At 72.7% G+C, this 16863-nt stretch carries 13 protein-coding genes; 7 read left to right on the top strand and 6 right to left on the bottom strand.

Annotated features, from left to right (window positions below; all coding sequences use genetic code 11):
* Positions 1 to 3 precede the first annotated feature (3 nt).
* Positions 4 to 1332 carry a DUF2403 domain-containing lipoprotein gene (locus tag WMF22_RS18080; protein ID WP_438036511.1) on the bottom strand — a complete coding sequence of 443 codons (1329 nt, stop codon included), beginning with the start codon at positions 1330 to 1332 and terminating at the stop codon, positions 4 to 6.
* Between the two features lie 626 nt (positions 1333 to 1958).
* Between WMF22_RS18080 and WMF22_RS18075 the strand changes: the two genes are divergently transcribed.
* Positions 1959 to 3374: a hypothetical protein gene (locus WMF22_RS18075; protein WP_438036510.1), complete on the top strand. Its 1416-nt coding sequence runs from the start codon at positions 1959 to 1961 to the stop codon at positions 3372 to 3374.
* Positions 3375 to 3389: 15 nt separating this feature from the next.
* Here WMF22_RS18075 and WMF22_RS18070 read toward each other — a convergent pair whose 3' ends face one another.
* Complete coding sequence (locus WMF22_RS18070; protein ID WP_437300306.1) at positions 3390 to 4241, bottom strand: SDR family oxidoreductase; 852 nt, start codon at positions 4239 to 4241, stop codon at positions 3390 to 3392.
* A 152-nt stretch (positions 4242 to 4393) separates the two neighbouring features.
* Between WMF22_RS18070 and WMF22_RS18065 the strand changes: the two genes are divergently transcribed.
* Both WMF22_RS18065 and WMF22_RS18060 read left to right on the top strand, forming a co-directional pair.
* The gene (locus WMF22_RS18065; protein WP_437300305.1) at positions 4394 to 5326 is read left to right on the top strand and encodes an AraC family transcriptional regulator; all 933 of its coding nucleotides are present in this window, start codon (positions 4394 to 4396) and stop codon (positions 5324 to 5326) included.
* 569 nt (positions 5327 to 5895) lie between these two features.
* A complete protein-coding gene (locus tag WMF22_RS18060) occupies positions 5896 to 6543 on the top strand; it encodes a histidine phosphatase family protein (RefSeq protein ID WP_438036509.1) in 648 nt (215 codons plus the stop codon).
* Here WMF22_RS18060 and WMF22_RS18055 read toward each other — a convergent pair.
* Entirely contained in the window at positions 6512 to 7522 is a 1011-nt protein-coding gene (locus WMF22_RS18055) for a phosphotransferase family protein (RefSeq protein WP_437300303.1), read from the bottom strand. The two genes, WMF22_RS18060 and WMF22_RS18055, sit on opposite strands and share 32 nt — an antisense overlap.
* A 275-nt stretch (positions 7523 to 7797) precedes the next feature.
* Here WMF22_RS18055 and nhaA point away from each other — a divergent pair, with 275 nt between their 5' ends.
* Complete coding sequence (gene nhaA, locus WMF22_RS18050) at positions 7798 to 9207, top strand: Na+/H+ antiporter NhaA (protein WP_438036508.1); 1410 nt, start codon at positions 7798 to 7800, stop codon at positions 9205 to 9207.
* Positions 9208 to 9238: 31 nt separating this feature from the next.
* Here nhaA and WMF22_RS18045 read toward each other — a convergent pair whose 3' ends face one another.
* Together WMF22_RS18045 and WMF22_RS18040 are read right to left on the bottom strand one after the other, a co-directional pair.
* Positions 9239 to 11017 carry a DUF389 domain-containing protein gene (locus tag WMF22_RS18045; RefSeq protein ID WP_438036507.1) on the bottom strand — a complete coding sequence of 593 codons (1779 nt, stop codon included), beginning with the start codon at positions 11015 to 11017 and terminating at the stop codon, positions 9239 to 9241.
* 137 nt (positions 11018 to 11154) lie between these two features.
* Positions 11155 to 13377 (bottom strand): bifunctional alpha,alpha-trehalose-phosphate synthase (UDP-forming)/trehalose-phosphatase, encoded by a 2223-nt coding sequence (locus tag WMF22_RS18040; RefSeq protein WP_437300300.1) that lies wholly within the window; start codon positions 13375 to 13377, stop codon positions 11155 to 11157.
* A 514-nt stretch (positions 13378 to 13891) separates the two neighbouring features.
* Between WMF22_RS18040 and WMF22_RS18035 the strand changes: the two genes are divergently transcribed.
* Genes WMF22_RS18035 through WMF22_RS18025 form a run of 3 tightly spaced genes read left to right on the top strand, consistent with a single transcriptional unit; the run spans position 13892 to position 16574 of the window.
* Complete coding sequence (locus WMF22_RS18035; RefSeq protein ID WP_438036506.1) at positions 13892 to 15223, top strand: NfeD family protein; 1332 nt, start codon at positions 13892 to 13894, stop codon at positions 15221 to 15223.
* Complete coding sequence (gene floA, locus WMF22_RS18030; RefSeq protein ID WP_437301575.1) at positions 15223 to 16215, top strand: flotillin-like protein FloA; 993 nt, start codon at positions 15223 to 15225, stop codon at positions 16213 to 16215. The genes WMF22_RS18035 and floA overlap by 1 nt, the downstream gene beginning before the upstream one ends.
* Positions 16212 to 16574 (top strand): hypothetical protein, encoded by a 363-nt coding sequence (locus WMF22_RS18025; protein ID WP_437300298.1) that lies wholly within the window; start codon positions 16212 to 16214, stop codon positions 16572 to 16574. Before floA ends, WMF22_RS18025 begins: the two co-directional genes overlap by 4 nt.
* A 3-nt stretch (positions 16575 to 16577) precedes the next feature.
* On the opposite strand, the gene WMF22_RS18020 is transcribed toward WMF22_RS18025, so the two are convergent.
* Positions 16578 to 16760, bottom strand: coding sequence for a hypothetical protein (locus WMF22_RS18020; protein ID WP_437300297.1), 183 nt, complete (start codon positions 16758 to 16760; stop codon positions 16578 to 16580).
* Positions 16761 to 16863 lie beyond the last annotated feature (103 nt).

Here is a 16863-nt window from a genome sequence, read left to right as displayed (position 1 = left end):
AGCTCATTCGGGCAGGCGCATCGAGAGCATGGCGTCGATCGAGCCGCGCGAGAGCCCGCCCGGCAGATCGGGGAGCATCTCGGCCGCGGCGGAGGGGATCCTCTCGGGGTGGATGACCGCGACCTGGATCGTGCGCTGCGCCTCATCGAGCAGGATCATGAAGTAGCGATCGCCGCTGGGCCGGCGCCACGTCGGGCAGCCGTCCGAGGGCCCGCCGGCCTCGATGACAGGCCCCTTGTCGTAGGCCTTTTGCGCGCACGCATCCACCACCTCGACATCCTCGGCGAACGCGTCGCGATCACAGCCGGTCCCGCAGACGCTGCCGCCGATGTGCCCCTCCTGGTACGAGCGGACACCGGTGCTCATGAACTCGCGGTTGCTGTACTCGTTGTTGTCCATCACGACCTCGAAGACGTTGATCTCGCCGCAGCCGTCGCCGACGGTGCCCGTCTTCGAGTAGCAGTTGCAGAGCCCGTTCCACTTGCGGCCGCCGTCGCGAAAGAGCTCGGACGCGACGAACGCGACCCACGGGCCGGGATGGCCCTGCCCACCACCGTCGCATTTCTCGACCCCCGCGTCGTCGAACGTCATCGACGCCAGGAAGACCACGAGCTTCGAGCCCGCCCAGCCGAGGTGCATGATGCCCGGATCGTCGGGACAGTAATAGTCCTTGCCGTCACCGCACGCAAAGGGCTTGTCCTGGGTGAAGTACGTGACGCAGTCCTTCTTCGTGAGGTCGCCCGTGAAGTCGGCGGACGTGTTCTGCCCTTCCGTGACGAGCAGGTTGGAGCCCACGCCGTTCTTCGCGTCCCACGACGAGACCATCTGCCATGCGGCCGGGTCGCTGCCGGGCTGGTAGACGGCGAGCTGCTTCACGCGGATCGCCTTCATGATGAGGGTCATCTCTTCATCGAACGGGGCGAGCGTGTCGCTCGTCGTGTGATGCTCCGTCATGCAGCAGTGCCCGCCCCAGGTGTCGTCGCCGTCCTTGTAGTCGCACGCCGGGTCGCCCGGCGCGCGGTCGATGCGGCGGGGCCACCAGCCGGGCGCGCCGATGTTCGTGAACGTCATCGTCCCGCCGCGCGTCGGCGTGCTCGGCTCAGGGACGTGGGGGCCGAGGCCGCCGCCGGCGCCCGTCGTGCTGGCGGACGGGCCTGCGCCGGAACCCGCCGTGCTGGCGAACGAGCCGGCGCCGGCGCCTGTCGTGCCGGTGGACGGACCTCCGCTCGCCTGGCCCCCCTGCCCGCCCTGGCCGCCGACATCACCTCCGTCACCGCAGGCGCACGCGAGGAGGACGAGGGCAGCCTGCACGATCGACGAGGAGCGCTTCATGCCCGTGACTGTCTCCGGAGCGCGCGCGTTCCGTGATGGAAAACAGAGGGGTCGGAGCCGATTGGTCATCGAGAGTCCCACATGGGCGCCGCACGGGCCCGACCCGAGCAGATCGAGCGCGGTCGAGCCACGACCCACCCCGGAGCGAGGTCGCTCGAGCGGACATCCGCAGGGGCTTCGAGCTCGCGTCCGTGCTCCCCGAGAGCCCGCCTGACGCTGCGTAGCGCCCTGGCGCGCCTCGACGCCGACTCGCACGCTCGCACACAGGGTTCAAATCGCCTCTCGCAAATCGGACCGACGGGCGGCGGAGACAGCGAAGTCGACTCCGGACATCTCCCGCGAGAGGGGCCATCCGGCGGTGGGGTACTTTGGCCGAAGGCAAGGTCTTTTGAACCGCGAGGACGCCATAAGACGCCAAGAGACGCCATAAGACGCCATGAATAACACAAAAATTTTGGCGTCTCTTGGCGCCTCTTGGCGTCTTATGGCGTCCTCGCGGTTCCATCATTCGGGCCGGGTGGGGCAAGCACCCCGCCACCGGCTATCCGTTCCACCCTGCCCGGTCAATGCGGCCTGGGCGGCGAGGCCCGTCGCGCCGGGCTCATCGGTAGCGCTGATTCGAGGACGTGCGATCGTCGGACTGGGACCTTGGCGATAGCCCTCTGCTGGTCGGCGGCACGATACCGGGCACGCCCCGCTCGGGGAGCGTGCGCGTCTTCAACAAGGGGAGGATGCTCAGCCCCGGCGCCATCCTCGGCGGGCCTTACGAGGGCTCCGGTACGGTCGAGGTGGTCGGGTACGGATCGCGGTGGACCAACAATGGCTCTCTCGCGATCGGCGCAGGACACTTCGCCTGGGGCTCGCTCATCGTACGGACCGGCGCCAGGGTCATCACCGACGATCTGCTGGTCAGCGGGCCCTACTTCCACGCCTACGGCGACGTGCTCGTCGACGGGTACGACGCGACCCTGACGAGCCGAACCAACGCCTATATCGGCGACCTGTGGGGCGGCAAGATCGAGCTCCGAAAAGGAGCGAGCTTCTTCTCGCACAACGTCTATTTCGGCGCCAACACCTCGCCGGACCCTTTCCGCCCGATCGAGGCGATCATCACAGGCTCCGCGACGAGGTGGGTGAGCACGGGGGAGTTCGTCGTCGGCGCGGGCAGGGCCGCGCAGCTGTCCATCTACCGGGGCGAGCTCTCCACCGTGGGCGCGCAGGTCCTCGGCAACGAGCTCGAGAACAGCGTTGTCAGCGTGAGCGGCTGGGGCGGCACCTGGACGAACGCGGGGCTGCTGTCGGTGGGGGGAGACGATGGAATCGGCGGGATCGCCCTCGGAGCGCTGGGGACCCTGGCCACGGAGGAGGCCGAGATCCGCTCGCGAGGCGGCGCGGCGTACATCCACGTGACCGACGTCCATGCGTCGTGGATCAACGGCGGTGACGTCACGATCCTCGCGTCCACCGACTCGCCGGTCTATCCGGCGCTGCACATCGACGGGGGTGGATCCGTCCGCATCGGCGGCCTCCTCCGGCTCGCGCCGCTGCCCGGCGCTCCAGGCGGCCCGAGGTGGGCGGTGCGGCTCGCGGACGGCGAGCTCATCGCGGGAGAGATAGAGGTCCAGGCCGGCGACAACATCGATTTCTACAGGGGGCGCCTCGAGACAAGCAGCTTCACGGGCGATCTCGCGAACCCCGCGCTCGGCACGCTGGTCGTGGGCGAGGTGTACCCCTCGACGAGCGTCGCCGGGAGCTACAGCCAGGGCCTGTTCGCGACGCTGAGCGTGACCGTCGCCGGGCCGAGCGCCGCGCCGCTCCTGTTCGTGGACGGGGACGTGACCGTCGACGGAGCGCTGGAGATCCACGTGGATGACGGGGCCATGCCTTTCCAGGCCGGCGCCACCGTCGCCGTGCTCGGCTGGAGCGGCGCCCTCCTGGGGACGTTCTCCGACGTGAGCATCGATGTGCCGCTCGCCCCCGGGCTCGCCTGGGACACCTCGGCGCTGTACACGACCGGCGAGATCGTCGTCGTGCCTGGTTGATCGCGGCCCGAGCCGTCAGACGATGCCGCCGTTCACGAAGATCGTCTGTCCGTTGATCCAGCCGCAATCATCGCCGCACAGGGCAGAGATGACGTTCGCGATGTCCGACGGCTCGCCGAGGCGCTTGTGCGGCGTTCGCTGCGCAAAGCTCGCGATCTGCTCGGCGGTCTTGCCGTCCGTGAACAGGGTTGTGTTCACCACGCCCGGCGCGATCGCGTTCACGGAGATCTGGCGTCCTTCGAGCTCTCTCGCGAGGACGTTCGCGAATATCTCTTGTGCGCTCTTGGTCGCAGCGTAGGCGCCGTACGTGCCCGTGCGCAGCTGCGTGATGCTCGACGACAGCGCGATGATCCTGCCGCCGCTCCGTACCCTCCTCGCTCCTTCGCGCAAGACGAAGAAGCTGCCCTTCTGGTTGACGTCGAGCATCCTCGCGAAGTCCGAGTCGCTCATCGCGTGAAACGGGGCGAGGCGCATGACGCCGGCGTTGCTGACGACGACGTCGATGCCGCCAAAGGCGCGCTCGGCCTCGTCGAACAGCCGCCCTACCGCGTCCGCCTCGCTGACGTCGGCCTGTACCCAGATGGCGCGTCCGCCGGCAGCCTCGATCTCGTCGACCACCGCGGCTGCCAGCTCGCGATTCTTTTCGCAGTTCACCGTCACGGCGAATCCATCGCGAGCGAGCCGCTTCGCCGTGGCCGCTCCGATCCCCCGGGACGAGCCGGTCACGAGCGCCACCTTTCCGTTTGCCCGCGGCGCCTGGGTCTGCGCACACGCCACCGCGGCGACGCCAGCGACCGCCATCACCGGTGCAAGCGCCGCAGCCCCAGCCAAGAACCTGCGCCGCGAATCGCTCTCAGAGTCCGACATGTTCCACGCCCTTTCTGCGTTGGTTGCGGGCTTCAGCATGCTCGCGCGCTCGGTCCCCGTCCTGCCTGGTCCCACCAAAACCTTGCCTAATCCTTCAAGACGGGCTACCGTCTCCGCCGGCGCTCGGGGTCCGACGGCGAGAGGGCGAGGCGATGGACAATCTTCGGCGCGCGGTGCGAGACTACGCGAGCAAGCACGCGAATGGAGACGGGCTGGCGCTCACCAAGGTTCCGGGCCTGCGCATGATGTGCGTGCACGCGCCGAGCGGCCCGCTCCACTCGATCTATCGGCCGCTCGTGTGTCTCGTCCTCCAGGGTGCGAAGCGCATGCTCGTCGGCTCCGAGGAGCGGATCGTCTCTCGCGGCGAGTCGGTGATAGTCACCGCAGACATGCCGGTCACGGGGCGAATCGTTCAGGCGAGTCAGTCAGAGCCCTATCTGGCCCTGGCGGTCGAGCTGGATGTCGCGCTCATCAGGGAAATCGCCTCCGCGTCGAGCTCGACGGCCGAGGACGCATCGAAGGCGCCGCCTCTCCTCGTCGCGAACATCGATGAGGTGGTGCTGGACTGCGCGTTGCGTCTGATGCGATTGCTCGGTCGACCCGAGGCGATTCCGCTGCTCCATCCGGGGATCGCGCGAGAGCTGCACTACTGGCTCCTGTCAGGGCCCCACGGAGCGGCGCTGCGGGCCCTTTCGCTGCCCACGAGCAGCGCCAGCCGGCTCGCGGCCGCGATCGCGATGCTGCGCGCCGAGTATCGGACGCGTATCCCGGTCCGTCGCCTGGCGAAGAGCGCGGGGATGAGCTCGACGGCGTTTCACGTGCAGTTCAAGCAGCTCACGTCGCTGGCGCCGGTCCAGTTTCAGAAGCGGTTGCGGCTCATGGAGGCGCGTCGGCTCATGGTGCATGAAGGCGTATCGGCGACAGCCGCCGCCTTCGAGGTGGGCTACGAGAGCGCGTCGCAGTTCTCTCGCGAGTACGCGCGGTTGTTTGGCGCGCCTCCGAAGCGGGACGCCCTTCGGGCACGCTCCGCGCCGCTGCCCAGGACGTCGGCCCGGCAGCAGGCGGCCATCAGCGCTTCGAAGTGATCGCATCGCCACGAGCGGCGCCGAGCGCCGAGCGCGACGACGCGGCCGTCGCCGCCGCCGGCCTGTGCCACGTCCCCTTCGCCCGCACCTCCGGGTGCGACCAGGCCCCCCGAGTTGTGCCACCTCGGTGTGACTATGTGCCAGATCAGGGGGGTCCGACACCGGCACAACCGCAATGCATTGCGACACACCGGGTCCTTGACCCCCTCGAGACGCTCCGCGGAGCGCCTCAGCAAGGTCAATCTGTGTCAAATACCGCTTTCCTCCGCGTTCTTTTGTGCCATCGACCCCCTGGAAGCGCCGTTGGTTGTGCCAGAAGGGGGGTCCGGGACCCTCCGGACCGCAATGCAGAGCGCCCACCAGGGTGTCGGACCCCCTCCGGACCGCAACGCAGAGCGCCCGCCGGGGGGCCGGACCCCTCCGGACCGCAACGCAGAGCGCCCGCGCCGGCCCGGCTCGCTCGCGCCGCCGGGCGACCACGGCGCCAGGGTGAGCCCGTCGCGCGGCGCTCGATCTGGCCGCGGCTCACGCTAGCTTCCGGGCCGAGCCCCCCTGCTCCGGTCCGACCCATGCGCCCCTCTCTCCTGGTCCTCGTGCGCCACGGCCACACCGCCGGTAACCGCGCCGGCCCCGCGACGTCGATGAGCGGGTGGACCGACACGCCGCTCGACGCGCGAGGGCGTGAAGAGGCCGAGGCGCTGCGCCGCCGCCTCGCCGGAGGCCCGGCCTTCGACGCCGTGTACTCCAGCCCGCTGAGCCGCGCGCTCGAGACGGCGCGGATCGCGGCCGGCGCGTGGGGCCCGGCCCGCCCCCACGACGGGCTGCGCGAGATCGGCTGCGGCGACGTGGACGGCCTCCCGATCGAGGAGGTCAAGGCGCGCCACGCCCCGCTCTGGGAGGCGCACCTGCGCCAGGCCGACGACGATTTCCGCTGGCCAGGCGGGGAGAGCTACCGGGAGCTCCGCGCGCGCTGCCTCGCGACGATCGCGGCGATCGCCGCGGCGCACCGGGGGCAGCGCGTGCTCGTGGTCACGCACGCGGGCGTCATCGGCCAGATCCTCGGGGCGCTGCACGGCGTCCCGCCGGCGCGCTGGGAGCCGTTCCGGCCGGGCAACGCCAGCCTCACGTCGCTCTCGTGGCAGGGCGAGCGCGGCGTCCTCCTGCGCTTCGACGACCGCGAGCACCTCAGCTCCAGCACGCGTCGGCCCGGCGGATGACGCGCAGCCAGTCCGCCGCGTTCCGTGCCGCGGCCGCGAGCACGCCGGGCGCGCTCGCGCCGCAGGCCATCGCGAGGTGGTGCCCGAGCGCGCCCGCGAGCGCGTTGGACGCGGCCGCGAACCAGTAGGCGTCGCGCAGCGGCCGGGTCAGCGCGGGGGCGAGCCCGCGCGCCGAGAGGTAGCCGGCGAGCAACGTATCGTGGCGGCGCCGCGCCTCCGGCTCCCAGTACCCGAGGGCCTGGAGCCACGAGCTCACGTCCTCCAGCGGCGAGCCCATCCGCGCGCGCGCCCAGTCGAGCAGCACCGGCTCCACGACGCCGTCGCGCCGGCGGACCATGACGTTTCCTGGGTGCACGTCGCCGTGGATCACGGCGCGGCCGAGCGGCTGGAACGCGAGGAGCTGGCGGCGCATCGCGGGCAGCGCCGAGACGACCCGCCGCAGGGCGGGCAGCGCCCGGGCGAGCGCCGGGACCTCGCCGCGGGGAAGGCGCTCGGCCAGCGAGAGCGTGTCCCGCGCCATGGCCAGGTTCTCGGCCTCGTAGTCCCAGGCCGGCAGCGCGGCGCCCTGCGCCGTCTCCTCGTGGAGGCGCGCCAGCCGCTCGAGCACCCGGGCCGTGTGCCCGCTGTCGGCCCAGGGCCAGGCGTGCGCCGGCTCGATCCGCTCGAGGTAGAGCAGCCAGCGCCCGCGCCCGAGCCGCTCCGCGCCGAGCAGCTCGGGCGAGAAGCGCCGGCCGACGGACCTCGAGAGCCGCCGGTAGACGGCCGCCTCGCGCGCGGCCGTGCCGTGCACGAGCTTGGCCACGAGCGTGACCCGGCGAGCCCCCGCGGCGCCGCGCAGCCGCGCGGTGACGAGCGCGACCTCCGAGCAGAGCCCGCCGGGGAGCGGGCGCATCTCGATGGCCGAGTCGCAGACGGCATCGCCGTGGCGGGCGACCAGAAAGGCCGTCACCGCGGCGCGATCCAGGGCATCTCGCGTCATCCGTCGCCTCCCGGCCCCACGATGCGCCGAGGCCAGCTCACGATCCACCCTGCGCCGCGAGGCCGATCCATGCGCCTGGCCGCGCCGGAGCGGCGGCGCCCGACCGCGCCGGAGCGACGCACCCGGCCGGGCGCGCCCGTTCGCGCTGGATCCGGTTGCCTGAACGAGTATTCTCCCGCGCGGGTGTCGCGGCCGTGGAGCGCCGCGACAGGTCTTCATGGGACGGTCGGGCCGCCTTCCCCCTCGCGCGACGTCGCTCGCGCCTCGGTGGTCCATTGAGCCGATCCCCCTCTCAGGAGCTTGCCCCCGGAACGTGGGCCCCCGCGCGCCGCATCGCCGAGCGCGTCCTCGGCCCGATCGAGCGCTTCCTGCACGTCGAGGCCGCCAGCGGGATCGTCCTGCTGATCGCGTCCGCCGTCGCCCTCGCGTGGGCGAACTCGCCGTGGGGCGACGCCTACGAGCACCTCTGGCACGTCCCGATCACGCTCGGCGCGGGCTCGCTGGCGTTCACGCAGCCCCTCCACTTCTGGATCAACGAAGGGCTGATGACGATCTTCTTCTTCGTCGCCGGCCTGGAGATCCGGCGGGAGATCCACGAGGGGGAGCTCTCGGATCTCAAGCGCGCGGCGCTGCCGATCGCCGCCGCGGTGGGCGGCATGATCGCGCCCGCGCTCCTCTACCTGTCGCTCAACGCCTCGCCGGCCTCGCGGCACGGCTGGGGCGTCCCCATGGCGACCGACATCGCGTTCGCGGTGGGCGTCCTGGCGTTGCTCGGCAAGCGCGTGCCCCCTGCCCTGCGCGTGCTGCTGCTCGCGCTCGCCATCATCGACGACATCGGCGCCATCATCGTCATCGCGCTGTTCTACTCGTCGGGCGTCGCGTGGAGCGGCCTGCTCGTCGCGGCCGGCGGGGCGCTCGCGGTGGGGGTGCTCCAGCGCTTCGGCGTCCGCTCGCCCGCCGCCTACGTGGCCCCAGGCGCCGTCGTCTGGTGGGGCATGCTCCGCGCCGGCGTCCACCCCACGATCGCCGGCGTCGCCATCGGGCTCCTGACGCCGGTGCGCTCGTGGTTCGGCACCCAGGGGTTCGTCGCCGCGGCGCGCGACGCGGTGGACAGGGTCGCCGCGCTCACCAGCCGCGACGGCCACCGCGCGGACGAGCTGCTCAAGCCCCTCGGGCGGATCCGGCAGGCCCAGCGCGAGGCGCTGCCGCCCGTGGTCCGGCTCCAGGCGGCGCTCCACCCGTGGGTCGCGTACGGCATCATGCCGCTGTTCGCGTTCGCCAACGCCGGCGTCCGCATCGATGCTTCCTCGCTGGGCCACGCGGCCTCGGGGACGATCCTGCTCGGGGTCACGCTCGGCCTGGTCGCCGGCAAGCCGCTCGGCGTCTTCCTCGCGAGCTTCGCGATGGTCCGGCTCGGCGTCTGCGCCCTGCCGCGCGGCGTCGGCTGGCGCGGGATCGCGGTCGTGGGCTGCGTCGCGGGCATCGGCTTCACGATGGCGATCTTCATCGCGGGCCTCGCGTTCGGCGACGCCGCGCTGCTCGCCGCGGCCAAGCTCGGCGTCCTGCTCGCCTCGGCCGTGGCGGCCGTGGCGGGGCTCCTCGTAGGCAGGCTCGCGCTGTCCGAGGCCCCGGCGCCCGGCGCGGCGCTGACGCTCGAGGAGGCCGAGACGTCGACGGAGCAGTAGCCGCCGCGGGCGACCGCCCGCGCGGCGGGCCTCAGCGGATGCCGGAGCCCGCGCCGGCGTCCGCCGGAGCGCCGGCGTCCGCAGCGGCGTCGGCCGGCGCCGCTGCGAACGCCGGCGCGCACGGCGTGGCCGAGACCAGCGCCCGCCACCGCGCGCCCTCACGGACGTGCACCCGATCCGATCGGAGCGCCGGCAGCGACCGGAGCGCCGCGAGGACCGCGTCGAGCTCCCCGCTCGGCTTCTCCCCGCTCGGCTTCTCCCCGCTCGGCTTCTCCCCGGGGTTCGGGGGCACCTCGACGCACCCGTGGAGCGCTTCCACGTCGTCCACCCAGGCGAGCGCGGGCCCGGCTGCCTGGAGCCAGGACCACCCGCCCGGCGGCTCGGCGACGATCGGGTCGGGCGAGATGGCGCGGTCCTGCACCGCGACCTCCGCGCCGAGCTCGCGCGAGAGCGCGCGCCCGAGCAGGTCGCCCGCCGGAGCGCCGAGCTCCGGACCGACGTGCACCACCTCCACGACAGCCGGCTCGTTCTCCGGGAACCGGAGCCGCCACGCGACGAGCGGCCCCGCCGCGTGCGGCCACGCGCCGGCGAGCGACTTCGCGAGCTCCTGGCGGACGAGCACGAGATCGGGCTCCTTGGGCACCACGTCGATGGGCGTCGATCTCGCCTTGACCGACGCCGCCACCTCCTCCAGCGCGCTCGCGTCGAGGACGGCGATCACGTCGACCTTCGGGGTGATGCCCGCGACGGCGGCGATCTGATCGCGCAGGTCGTGCTCGATCCGCTCCGCCTCGTCGGCTCGGCCGAGCATGACGAGGCGCACGACGACGCTGCCGTGATCGACCGAGACGTTCGACCGCACCGCGCTCTGCGGCAGCGCGTCCAGCATGCGCACGATCGCCGTTCGGACGCGCACCTGCCACGACACGCGCGCGAGCGCCTCCCGGAGCGGGAAATACACGGCCCCGAGGAGCGCGAGCGGCATGAGCACGCGGAAGATCCACCCGTGGCGGAGCTCGAAGAAGACCTGCAGCGCGCGCGCCACGCGGCGGATCGCGCCCGGCTTCTGCTTCGCGAGCTCCGCGTGCTCGAGCTCCGCGGTGCTGACGGCGCTGTAGCCGAGGAGCAGGAAGGAGAGGATGGCGAACAGGAGGATCGCGCAGAGGTTCGCCGTGAAGAGCAGCGCGGCGCCGCTCGCGACGCTCTTCATCCGCGTGCCGATCCCGAAGCCGATCACGCAGAGCGGGGGCACGAGCGCGATGCCGATCGCCGTGCCCGCGGCCGTCGAGGTCGTGTCCGAGCCGGGCCGCGCGGTGGTGTAGGCGGCCGCGATCGCGCAGAAGATCGCGATGAGCAGATCGAGCGCCGTCGGCGACGTGCGCGCGGCGATCTCCGAGGTCACCTCGTAGAACGGCAGCATCAGCGTGAGGACCGTGGCGCTCGTCACGACCATGACGACGCTGAAGGCGACGCGCGTGAAGGAGCGCAGCGCCAGGAACGGCGAGCCGATCGCGAGGCCCATCCCGAGCTCGACGATGGGCCCCATGAGCGGCGAGATCAGCATCGCGCCGATGACGACCGCCCCGCTGCCGAGGACGAGCCCGAGCGAGGCGATGCCCATGGCGAGGAAGAGCTGGAGCCAATAGCCCGCCGCCCCTCGGGCGCTCCGCTCCAGCATGCTCCGGACGATGGCCTCGCGGGCCTCGGGCTCGATGCCGAGCGCGGCGGCGATGCGGTCCTGCAGGGCCGCCCCCGCGGGCCGCCCGGACGGCCTCTCTTCGGGCGGTTCACGGCCGGGATCTTGATGCATGGCGCGCCTTATAACGCGCCTCTCCGCCGCGCTCGCGCCGGGAAACGCGGGCCGGTCGTGGACACCGCCGCGCCGCGAGCGGCGGCGGCTTCGGGCCAGGAAGAAAGGCATGGATCGCGCGTGGACCCCGGCGCGGGTCAGGCGTGGAGCCCCGCGTGGCCGGCGTCGAGCCCCGCGTGGCCGGCGTGGATCGAGCGAAGGAGGCGCCGCACCGCGCCGGCGTCGGGCAGCCGGTAGGCGGCGCGGCTGCTCTCGTTGCCGACGTGGATGGTGTACGCGGACGGCGGCAGCGCCGCGAAGATGTCTTCGTCCGTGCGGTCGTCGCCGATCGCGATCACCGCCGCCCTCCCCGGGACGTCGTCCAGGATGAGCGGCACCACCCTGCCCTTGTGGACGCCGCGCGGCCGGACCTCGACCACCTTCGCGCCGGCGAGGAGCTCCAGGGTATCCATGGGGAGGCGCCCCTCGAGGTGCGCGCGCAGCTCGCGCACGTGCTGGCTCGCCAGCTCGGGCTCGGCCGTGCGGTAGTGCCAGGCCAGGGTCACCGTCTTCTCCTCGATGAAGCTGCCCGGGGTGCGCCGGGTGAAGCCCTCGAGGACCGCCCGCACCTCGCCCTTCCAGGCGGCGGCGTCCGGCTCGAGCGCGACCCAGTCGTCGCTCGCCTTGCGCCGCGACCAGAAGCCGTGCTCGGCGTGGAGGTGGAGCGGCAGCGCGCCGAGCCATCGCTGGATGTCGGCGCGGCGGCGGCCGCTCACGATGTGCACGCGGTCGCGCTCGGACAGCGCCCTGAGCAGCGCGAGCAGCTCCTCGTCCGGCGCGGCGAGGTCCGGCACCGGCGCGAACGGGACCAGCGTACCGTCGTAGTCGAGGATCCACACGCGCTGCGGCGCGACGCGCACGCGCTCGACGACGCCCTCGGGCATCCCTCGGCGCGACGGCGCTGCGGCCCCCTCGGGCTCCGGCGCCGCGGCGCGGTCGAGCTCGTCGAGGAACGCCTGCGCCCAGGCGTGGACGTCGTGCGTGGCCACGCGGCCGCGCAGCGCCGCCATCCGGCGCCGCTGCTCGGCCGGCGGCATGGCGATCGCCTGCTTCACGGCGGCGGCGACCGAGCCGATGTCGTACGGGTTGACGGAGATCGCCTCCGCGAGCTCGGAGGACGCGCCCGCGAACTCGCTCAGGATCAGGGCGCCGTCGTCGTCGACCCGCGCGGCGACGTACTCCTTCGCGACGAGGTTCATGCCGTCGCGCAGCGGGGTCACGAGCATCACGTCGGCGGCGAGGTAGAGGGCGACCACCTGCTCGAGCGGCAGCGAGCGGTGCATGTAGTGGATCGGCGTCGCGTACGTCGTGCCGTACTGCCCGTTGATGCGGCCGACCATCTCGTGCACGACCCGCCGGAAGTCGGCGTACGCGCCGGCCATCTCGCGCGTGGGCACGGCCAGCTGGAGGAAGCGGACCTGATCGCGCAGCTCCGGCTCGCGCTCGAGGAACCGCTGGATCGCGAGCAGCCGGCGCGGGATCCCCTTCGTGTAATCGAGCCGGTCGATCCCGAGCACGATCTTGCGGCCGCGCGCCTCGGCGCGGATGCGCGCCGCCTCCTCCCGCACACCGGGGTGGCCCGCGAGCCGCTCGATCTCGGCGGCGTCGATGCTGATCGGGTGGACCCCCAGCGCGATCCTGCGCCCGTCGTGCTCGAGCTCCGCCTCGCCCGGCTCGACGCCGAGCACGTGCGCCGCCGACGCCGCGAAGTTCCTGCGGTAGGCCGCCGTGTGGAAGCCGATCAGGTCCGCGCCGAGCAGGCCCCGGACGATCTGCTCCCGCCACGGGAGGATGCGGAAGACCTCGGCGGCGGGAAACGGGACGTGGAGGAAGAAGCCGATCCGGGCCCCGGGGAGGCGCCGCCGGAGGAGCGCCGGGAGGAGCAGGAGCTGGTAGTCGTGCACCCAGATCGTGTCGCCCGGCGTGTACTGCGCGGCGACGACGTCGGCGAAGCGCTCGTTGACGCGCTGGTAGGCCTCCCAGTCGAGCTCCGCGTCGAGGTTCACCTTGTCGAGCAGGTAGTGGAGCAGGGGCCAGAGGACGCCGTTCGAGAAGCCGTCGTAGAAGCGGTGCTGCTCCGCGGCGCCGAGGTGCACGGGCACGGCGCGCATCCCGGCGAGCGCCACGTCGGCGTCCCTTCGCTGCTCCGGGGAGAGGCTCGTGACGCTGCCCGGCCAGCCTATCCAGACCGCGCAGCGCCGCTCGTGGGGGCCGCGCATGGCGGCGGCGAGGCCGCCCGAGGAGCGCGTGAGGTTGAGCGCGCCGCGGTCGACGCGCACGCTGATCGGGAGACGGTTGGAGACGATGAGCAGTCGGGCCATGGAACTCCCCTCCTTGGCGGCGACGAGGCGCCGCTCTCCGGGCGCGAGGCGCGGCACCTCCCTCATCCGCCGGGCGCGAGGCGCGAGCCGTCGGAAACGAACAGGGCGCGACGCCCTCCGGGATCGCCGCGGGCGAGCGGCGGAACGAATACTTTGAACTCAAAACATATCGCGCGGCGTAGCGCAAGCTGATCCGGCACGCCGGACGGCGTCGCGCGTCGATCGGCCTCCGACGTCGCGGCGCCCGTCGCGGCCTATCCAGTGCGCGCAGGCGTCATGATCGGCCAGGCGAGAGGTTGCTCACCAGATCGCCTCCACGCTCGACGGATGGGCGCGAACGCTGCGGGGCTGAAAAATCGGCGCACGGTGGAGCTGCCCGAAAGGCTGCGGATCTCGCCGCGCACGCCGGCGGCTTTGACCACGGCGATCACCGCTCTAGGTGTCCGCCCGGGGGTGACGCGTGTCGCTGACAGGAAGGCGCCCGCGCGCGCGGCTGCCGCGCTGGATTCCGTACGTGCTCGCGCTCGTCTCCGCGCTCGTCGCCTCGACGGCGCGTGCCGGGGCCGCACCGATCGTTCATGTCGCGCCGATCCAGGGCGAGATCGACGCCGGGCTGTCCGCCTTCGTCCAGCGGGCCATCGACACGGCCGAGACGGCAGGAGCGAGCGCGCTGATCCTGCCCACGAACACGCTCGGCGGCCGCGTCGACGCGGCCATCGCCATCCGCGACGCGCTGCTCGCGACCCCGCTCCGCACCGTCGTCTTCGTCGATCAACGGGCGATCTCGGCGGGCGCCCTCGTCGCCCTCGCGGCAGAGCAGATCGTGATGGCGGAGGGCGCGACCCTGGGCGCCGCGGCGCCGGTGCACGCGGGGCCGGAGGGGGCGGAGCCCGCCGGGGAGAAGGCGACCTCGTACGTCAGGAAGGAGTTCCGCTCGACCGCCGAGCGCCGCGGCCGGCCGCCGGAGCTCGCCGAGGCGATGGTGGACGAGGACGTCGCCGTCGAGGGGGTCGTGGGGCCGGGGAAGCTGCTCACGCTCACGACCGCCGAGGCGCTGGCGCTCGGCGTCGCAGACGCCCAGGCGGACGGCATGGATGCCGTGCTCGCCCGGCTCGGCCTCGCGGGGGCCGAAATCCGCCGCCTGTCGCCGAGCTGGGCAGAGCGCGTGCTCAGGTTCCTGACGACGCCTGTCGTGAGCTCGCTCCTCCTGAGCCTCGGGATGATGGGCCTGCTGATCGAGCTGCGCACGCCGGGGTTCGGCGTCCCGGGCCTGGTGGGCGGCGCCTGCCTGGTGCTGTTCTTCTGGGCGCACTGGCTGCTGGCCCTCGTCGGCTGGGAGGAGATCGCGCTCGCCGTGGCCGGCGTGCTGCTCCTCGCCCTGGAGGTGTTCGTGATCCCCGGCTTCGGCGTCGCCGGCGTCCTCGGCGCGGTCGCGCTGCTCGCCGGCCTGAGCATGAGCCTGGTCGGCGCGGGCGTGACGCCCGGGCGCGCCCTCGAGGCCGTCGCCCAGGTCGCGCTGTCCATCGCGCTGGCGCTGGCCGGCATGCTCGTCGCGCTGCGCTTCCTGCCGCGGCTCCCATTCGGGCGGCGCCTGGTCCTGGCGACGAGCCTCGGCGCGGACGTCGCCGGCGGCCCGCCAGCCCAGGCCAGCGGACCGCTGGTGGGCGAGCGCGGCGTCGCCTCGTCGCCGCTGCGGCCGGCCGGGATCGCCCGCATCGGGGGAGCGCGGATCGATGTGGTGTCGGAGGCCGAGTACATCGCGGCCGGAGAGTCGGTCGAGGTGATCCGCGTCGAGGGCAACCGCGTCGTCGTGCGCCGGACAGAGGCGCAGGAGATGGGGGGATGATGGGTATCGATCTGGGCCTGTTCGGGCTGGTCCTGCTGCTGCTCGCGGCGCTGTTCATCGGGCTCTACATGATCCCGATACCCCTCTGGATCGCGGCCTGGGCCTCGGGCGCGTATGTCGGGCTGTTCACGCTCGTCGGGATGCGGTTCCGGCGCGTCCCGCCGGGCACGGTGGTCACCGCGCGCATCAGCGCCGTCAAGGCAGGGCTCGACATCTCCGTCAATGACCTCGAGGCGCACTACCTCGCCGGCGGCAACGTGGTGCGCGTGGTCAATGCCCTCATCTCGGCGGACAAGGCGAACATCCCGATGCCGTTCAAACGCGCCGCGGCCATCGACCTGGCCGGCCGCGACGTGCTCGAGGCGGTGAAGATGTCCGTGATCCCGAAGGTCATCGAGACCGCCCGCATCGCGGCGGTCGCGAAGGACGGGATCCAGCTCATCGCGATCTCCCGCGTGACCGTCAGGACCAACATCGATCGGCTCGTGGGCGGGGCGGGCGAACAGACGATCATCGCCCGCGTCGGAGAGGGCATGGTGAGCACCATCGGCTCGGCGGCCACGCACAAGGAAGTGCTCGAGAACCCCGATCATATCTCGAAGAACATCCTCTCGCGGGGGCTCGACGCGGGGACGGCGTACGAGATCCTCTCCATCGACATCGCGGACGTCGACGTGGGCGCGAACATCGGCGCCAAGCTGCAGATCGACCAGGCCAACGCGGACAAGCAGATCGCCCAGGCCAAGGCGGAGGAGCGGCGCGCGATGGCGGTCGCGCTGGAGCAGGAGATGCGGGCGCGGGTCGTCGAGGCCGAGGCCGAGGTGCCGCGCGCCATGGCCGACGCGTTCCGCCGGGGGAACCTTGGCATCATGGATTATCATCGGTTGAAGAACGTCCAGGCGGACACCGACATGCGCGGCGCCATCGCCTCGGACATGACCGGCGCCGACGGGACCACGGAGGCGCTCCGCGAGCGGAGAGGGCACCCGTGACGCTGGCAGACCTGCTGCTGCTCGCGCTCTTCCTGCTCTTCGCGCTGATCTCCTGGCTCGGCGCGGCGCTCGGCGGGACGCGCGAGCGGCGTGAGGACGGCGGGGCGCCCCCGCGCGCGCCGTATGGCGGGAGGCTGCGCGCGCCGTATGACGAGATAGCGACCGGCCGGCCCGCGCGCGCGGCGCCGCCGCCAGCGGCGCAGAACGAGGCGCCGTCGCCGACGGGCGTCTCCGACGCGGGCGCCGGGGCGCGCGTGTCGCGGCGCGCGAAACTGCGAAGCGCGCTGCGCCATCGGGTCAGCTTGCGCCAGGCCTTTGCGCTGGCGGAGATCCTGGATCGACACCGCGCGGGGCCGTGATCATCATGCGCCGCGCTCGTCGGGCGCGAGGTGATCCTCGAGGCGCGCCGGCTCGTCCCCGACGCGCAGCGACAGCGCAGCGGGCCAGAGATGATGGACGGCCAGGCACAGGGCGACCACGCCGCCGGCGACCGCGAGCACGCTGGTGCGCGCCGACGGCGCGCTTCCGACCTGGGAGCTCCGCATCCTCCTACCGCCGCCGCGGGCTTGCGAGCGGCGTTCCTACGACGTCGGGGCACGTGACGAGCGGCGCCTGCGCCGTGGCCTGGAAGGGCGCGCGGGCGCCGGG

The organism is Sorangium sp. So ce204, assembly GCF_051526795.1.
In the GTDB taxonomy this organism is placed as follows: Bacteria; Myxococcota_A; Polyangia; order Polyangiales; family Polyangiaceae; genus Sorangium; species Sorangium cellulosum_B.
This window is presented reverse-complemented; position numbering and strand designations above follow the sequence as displayed.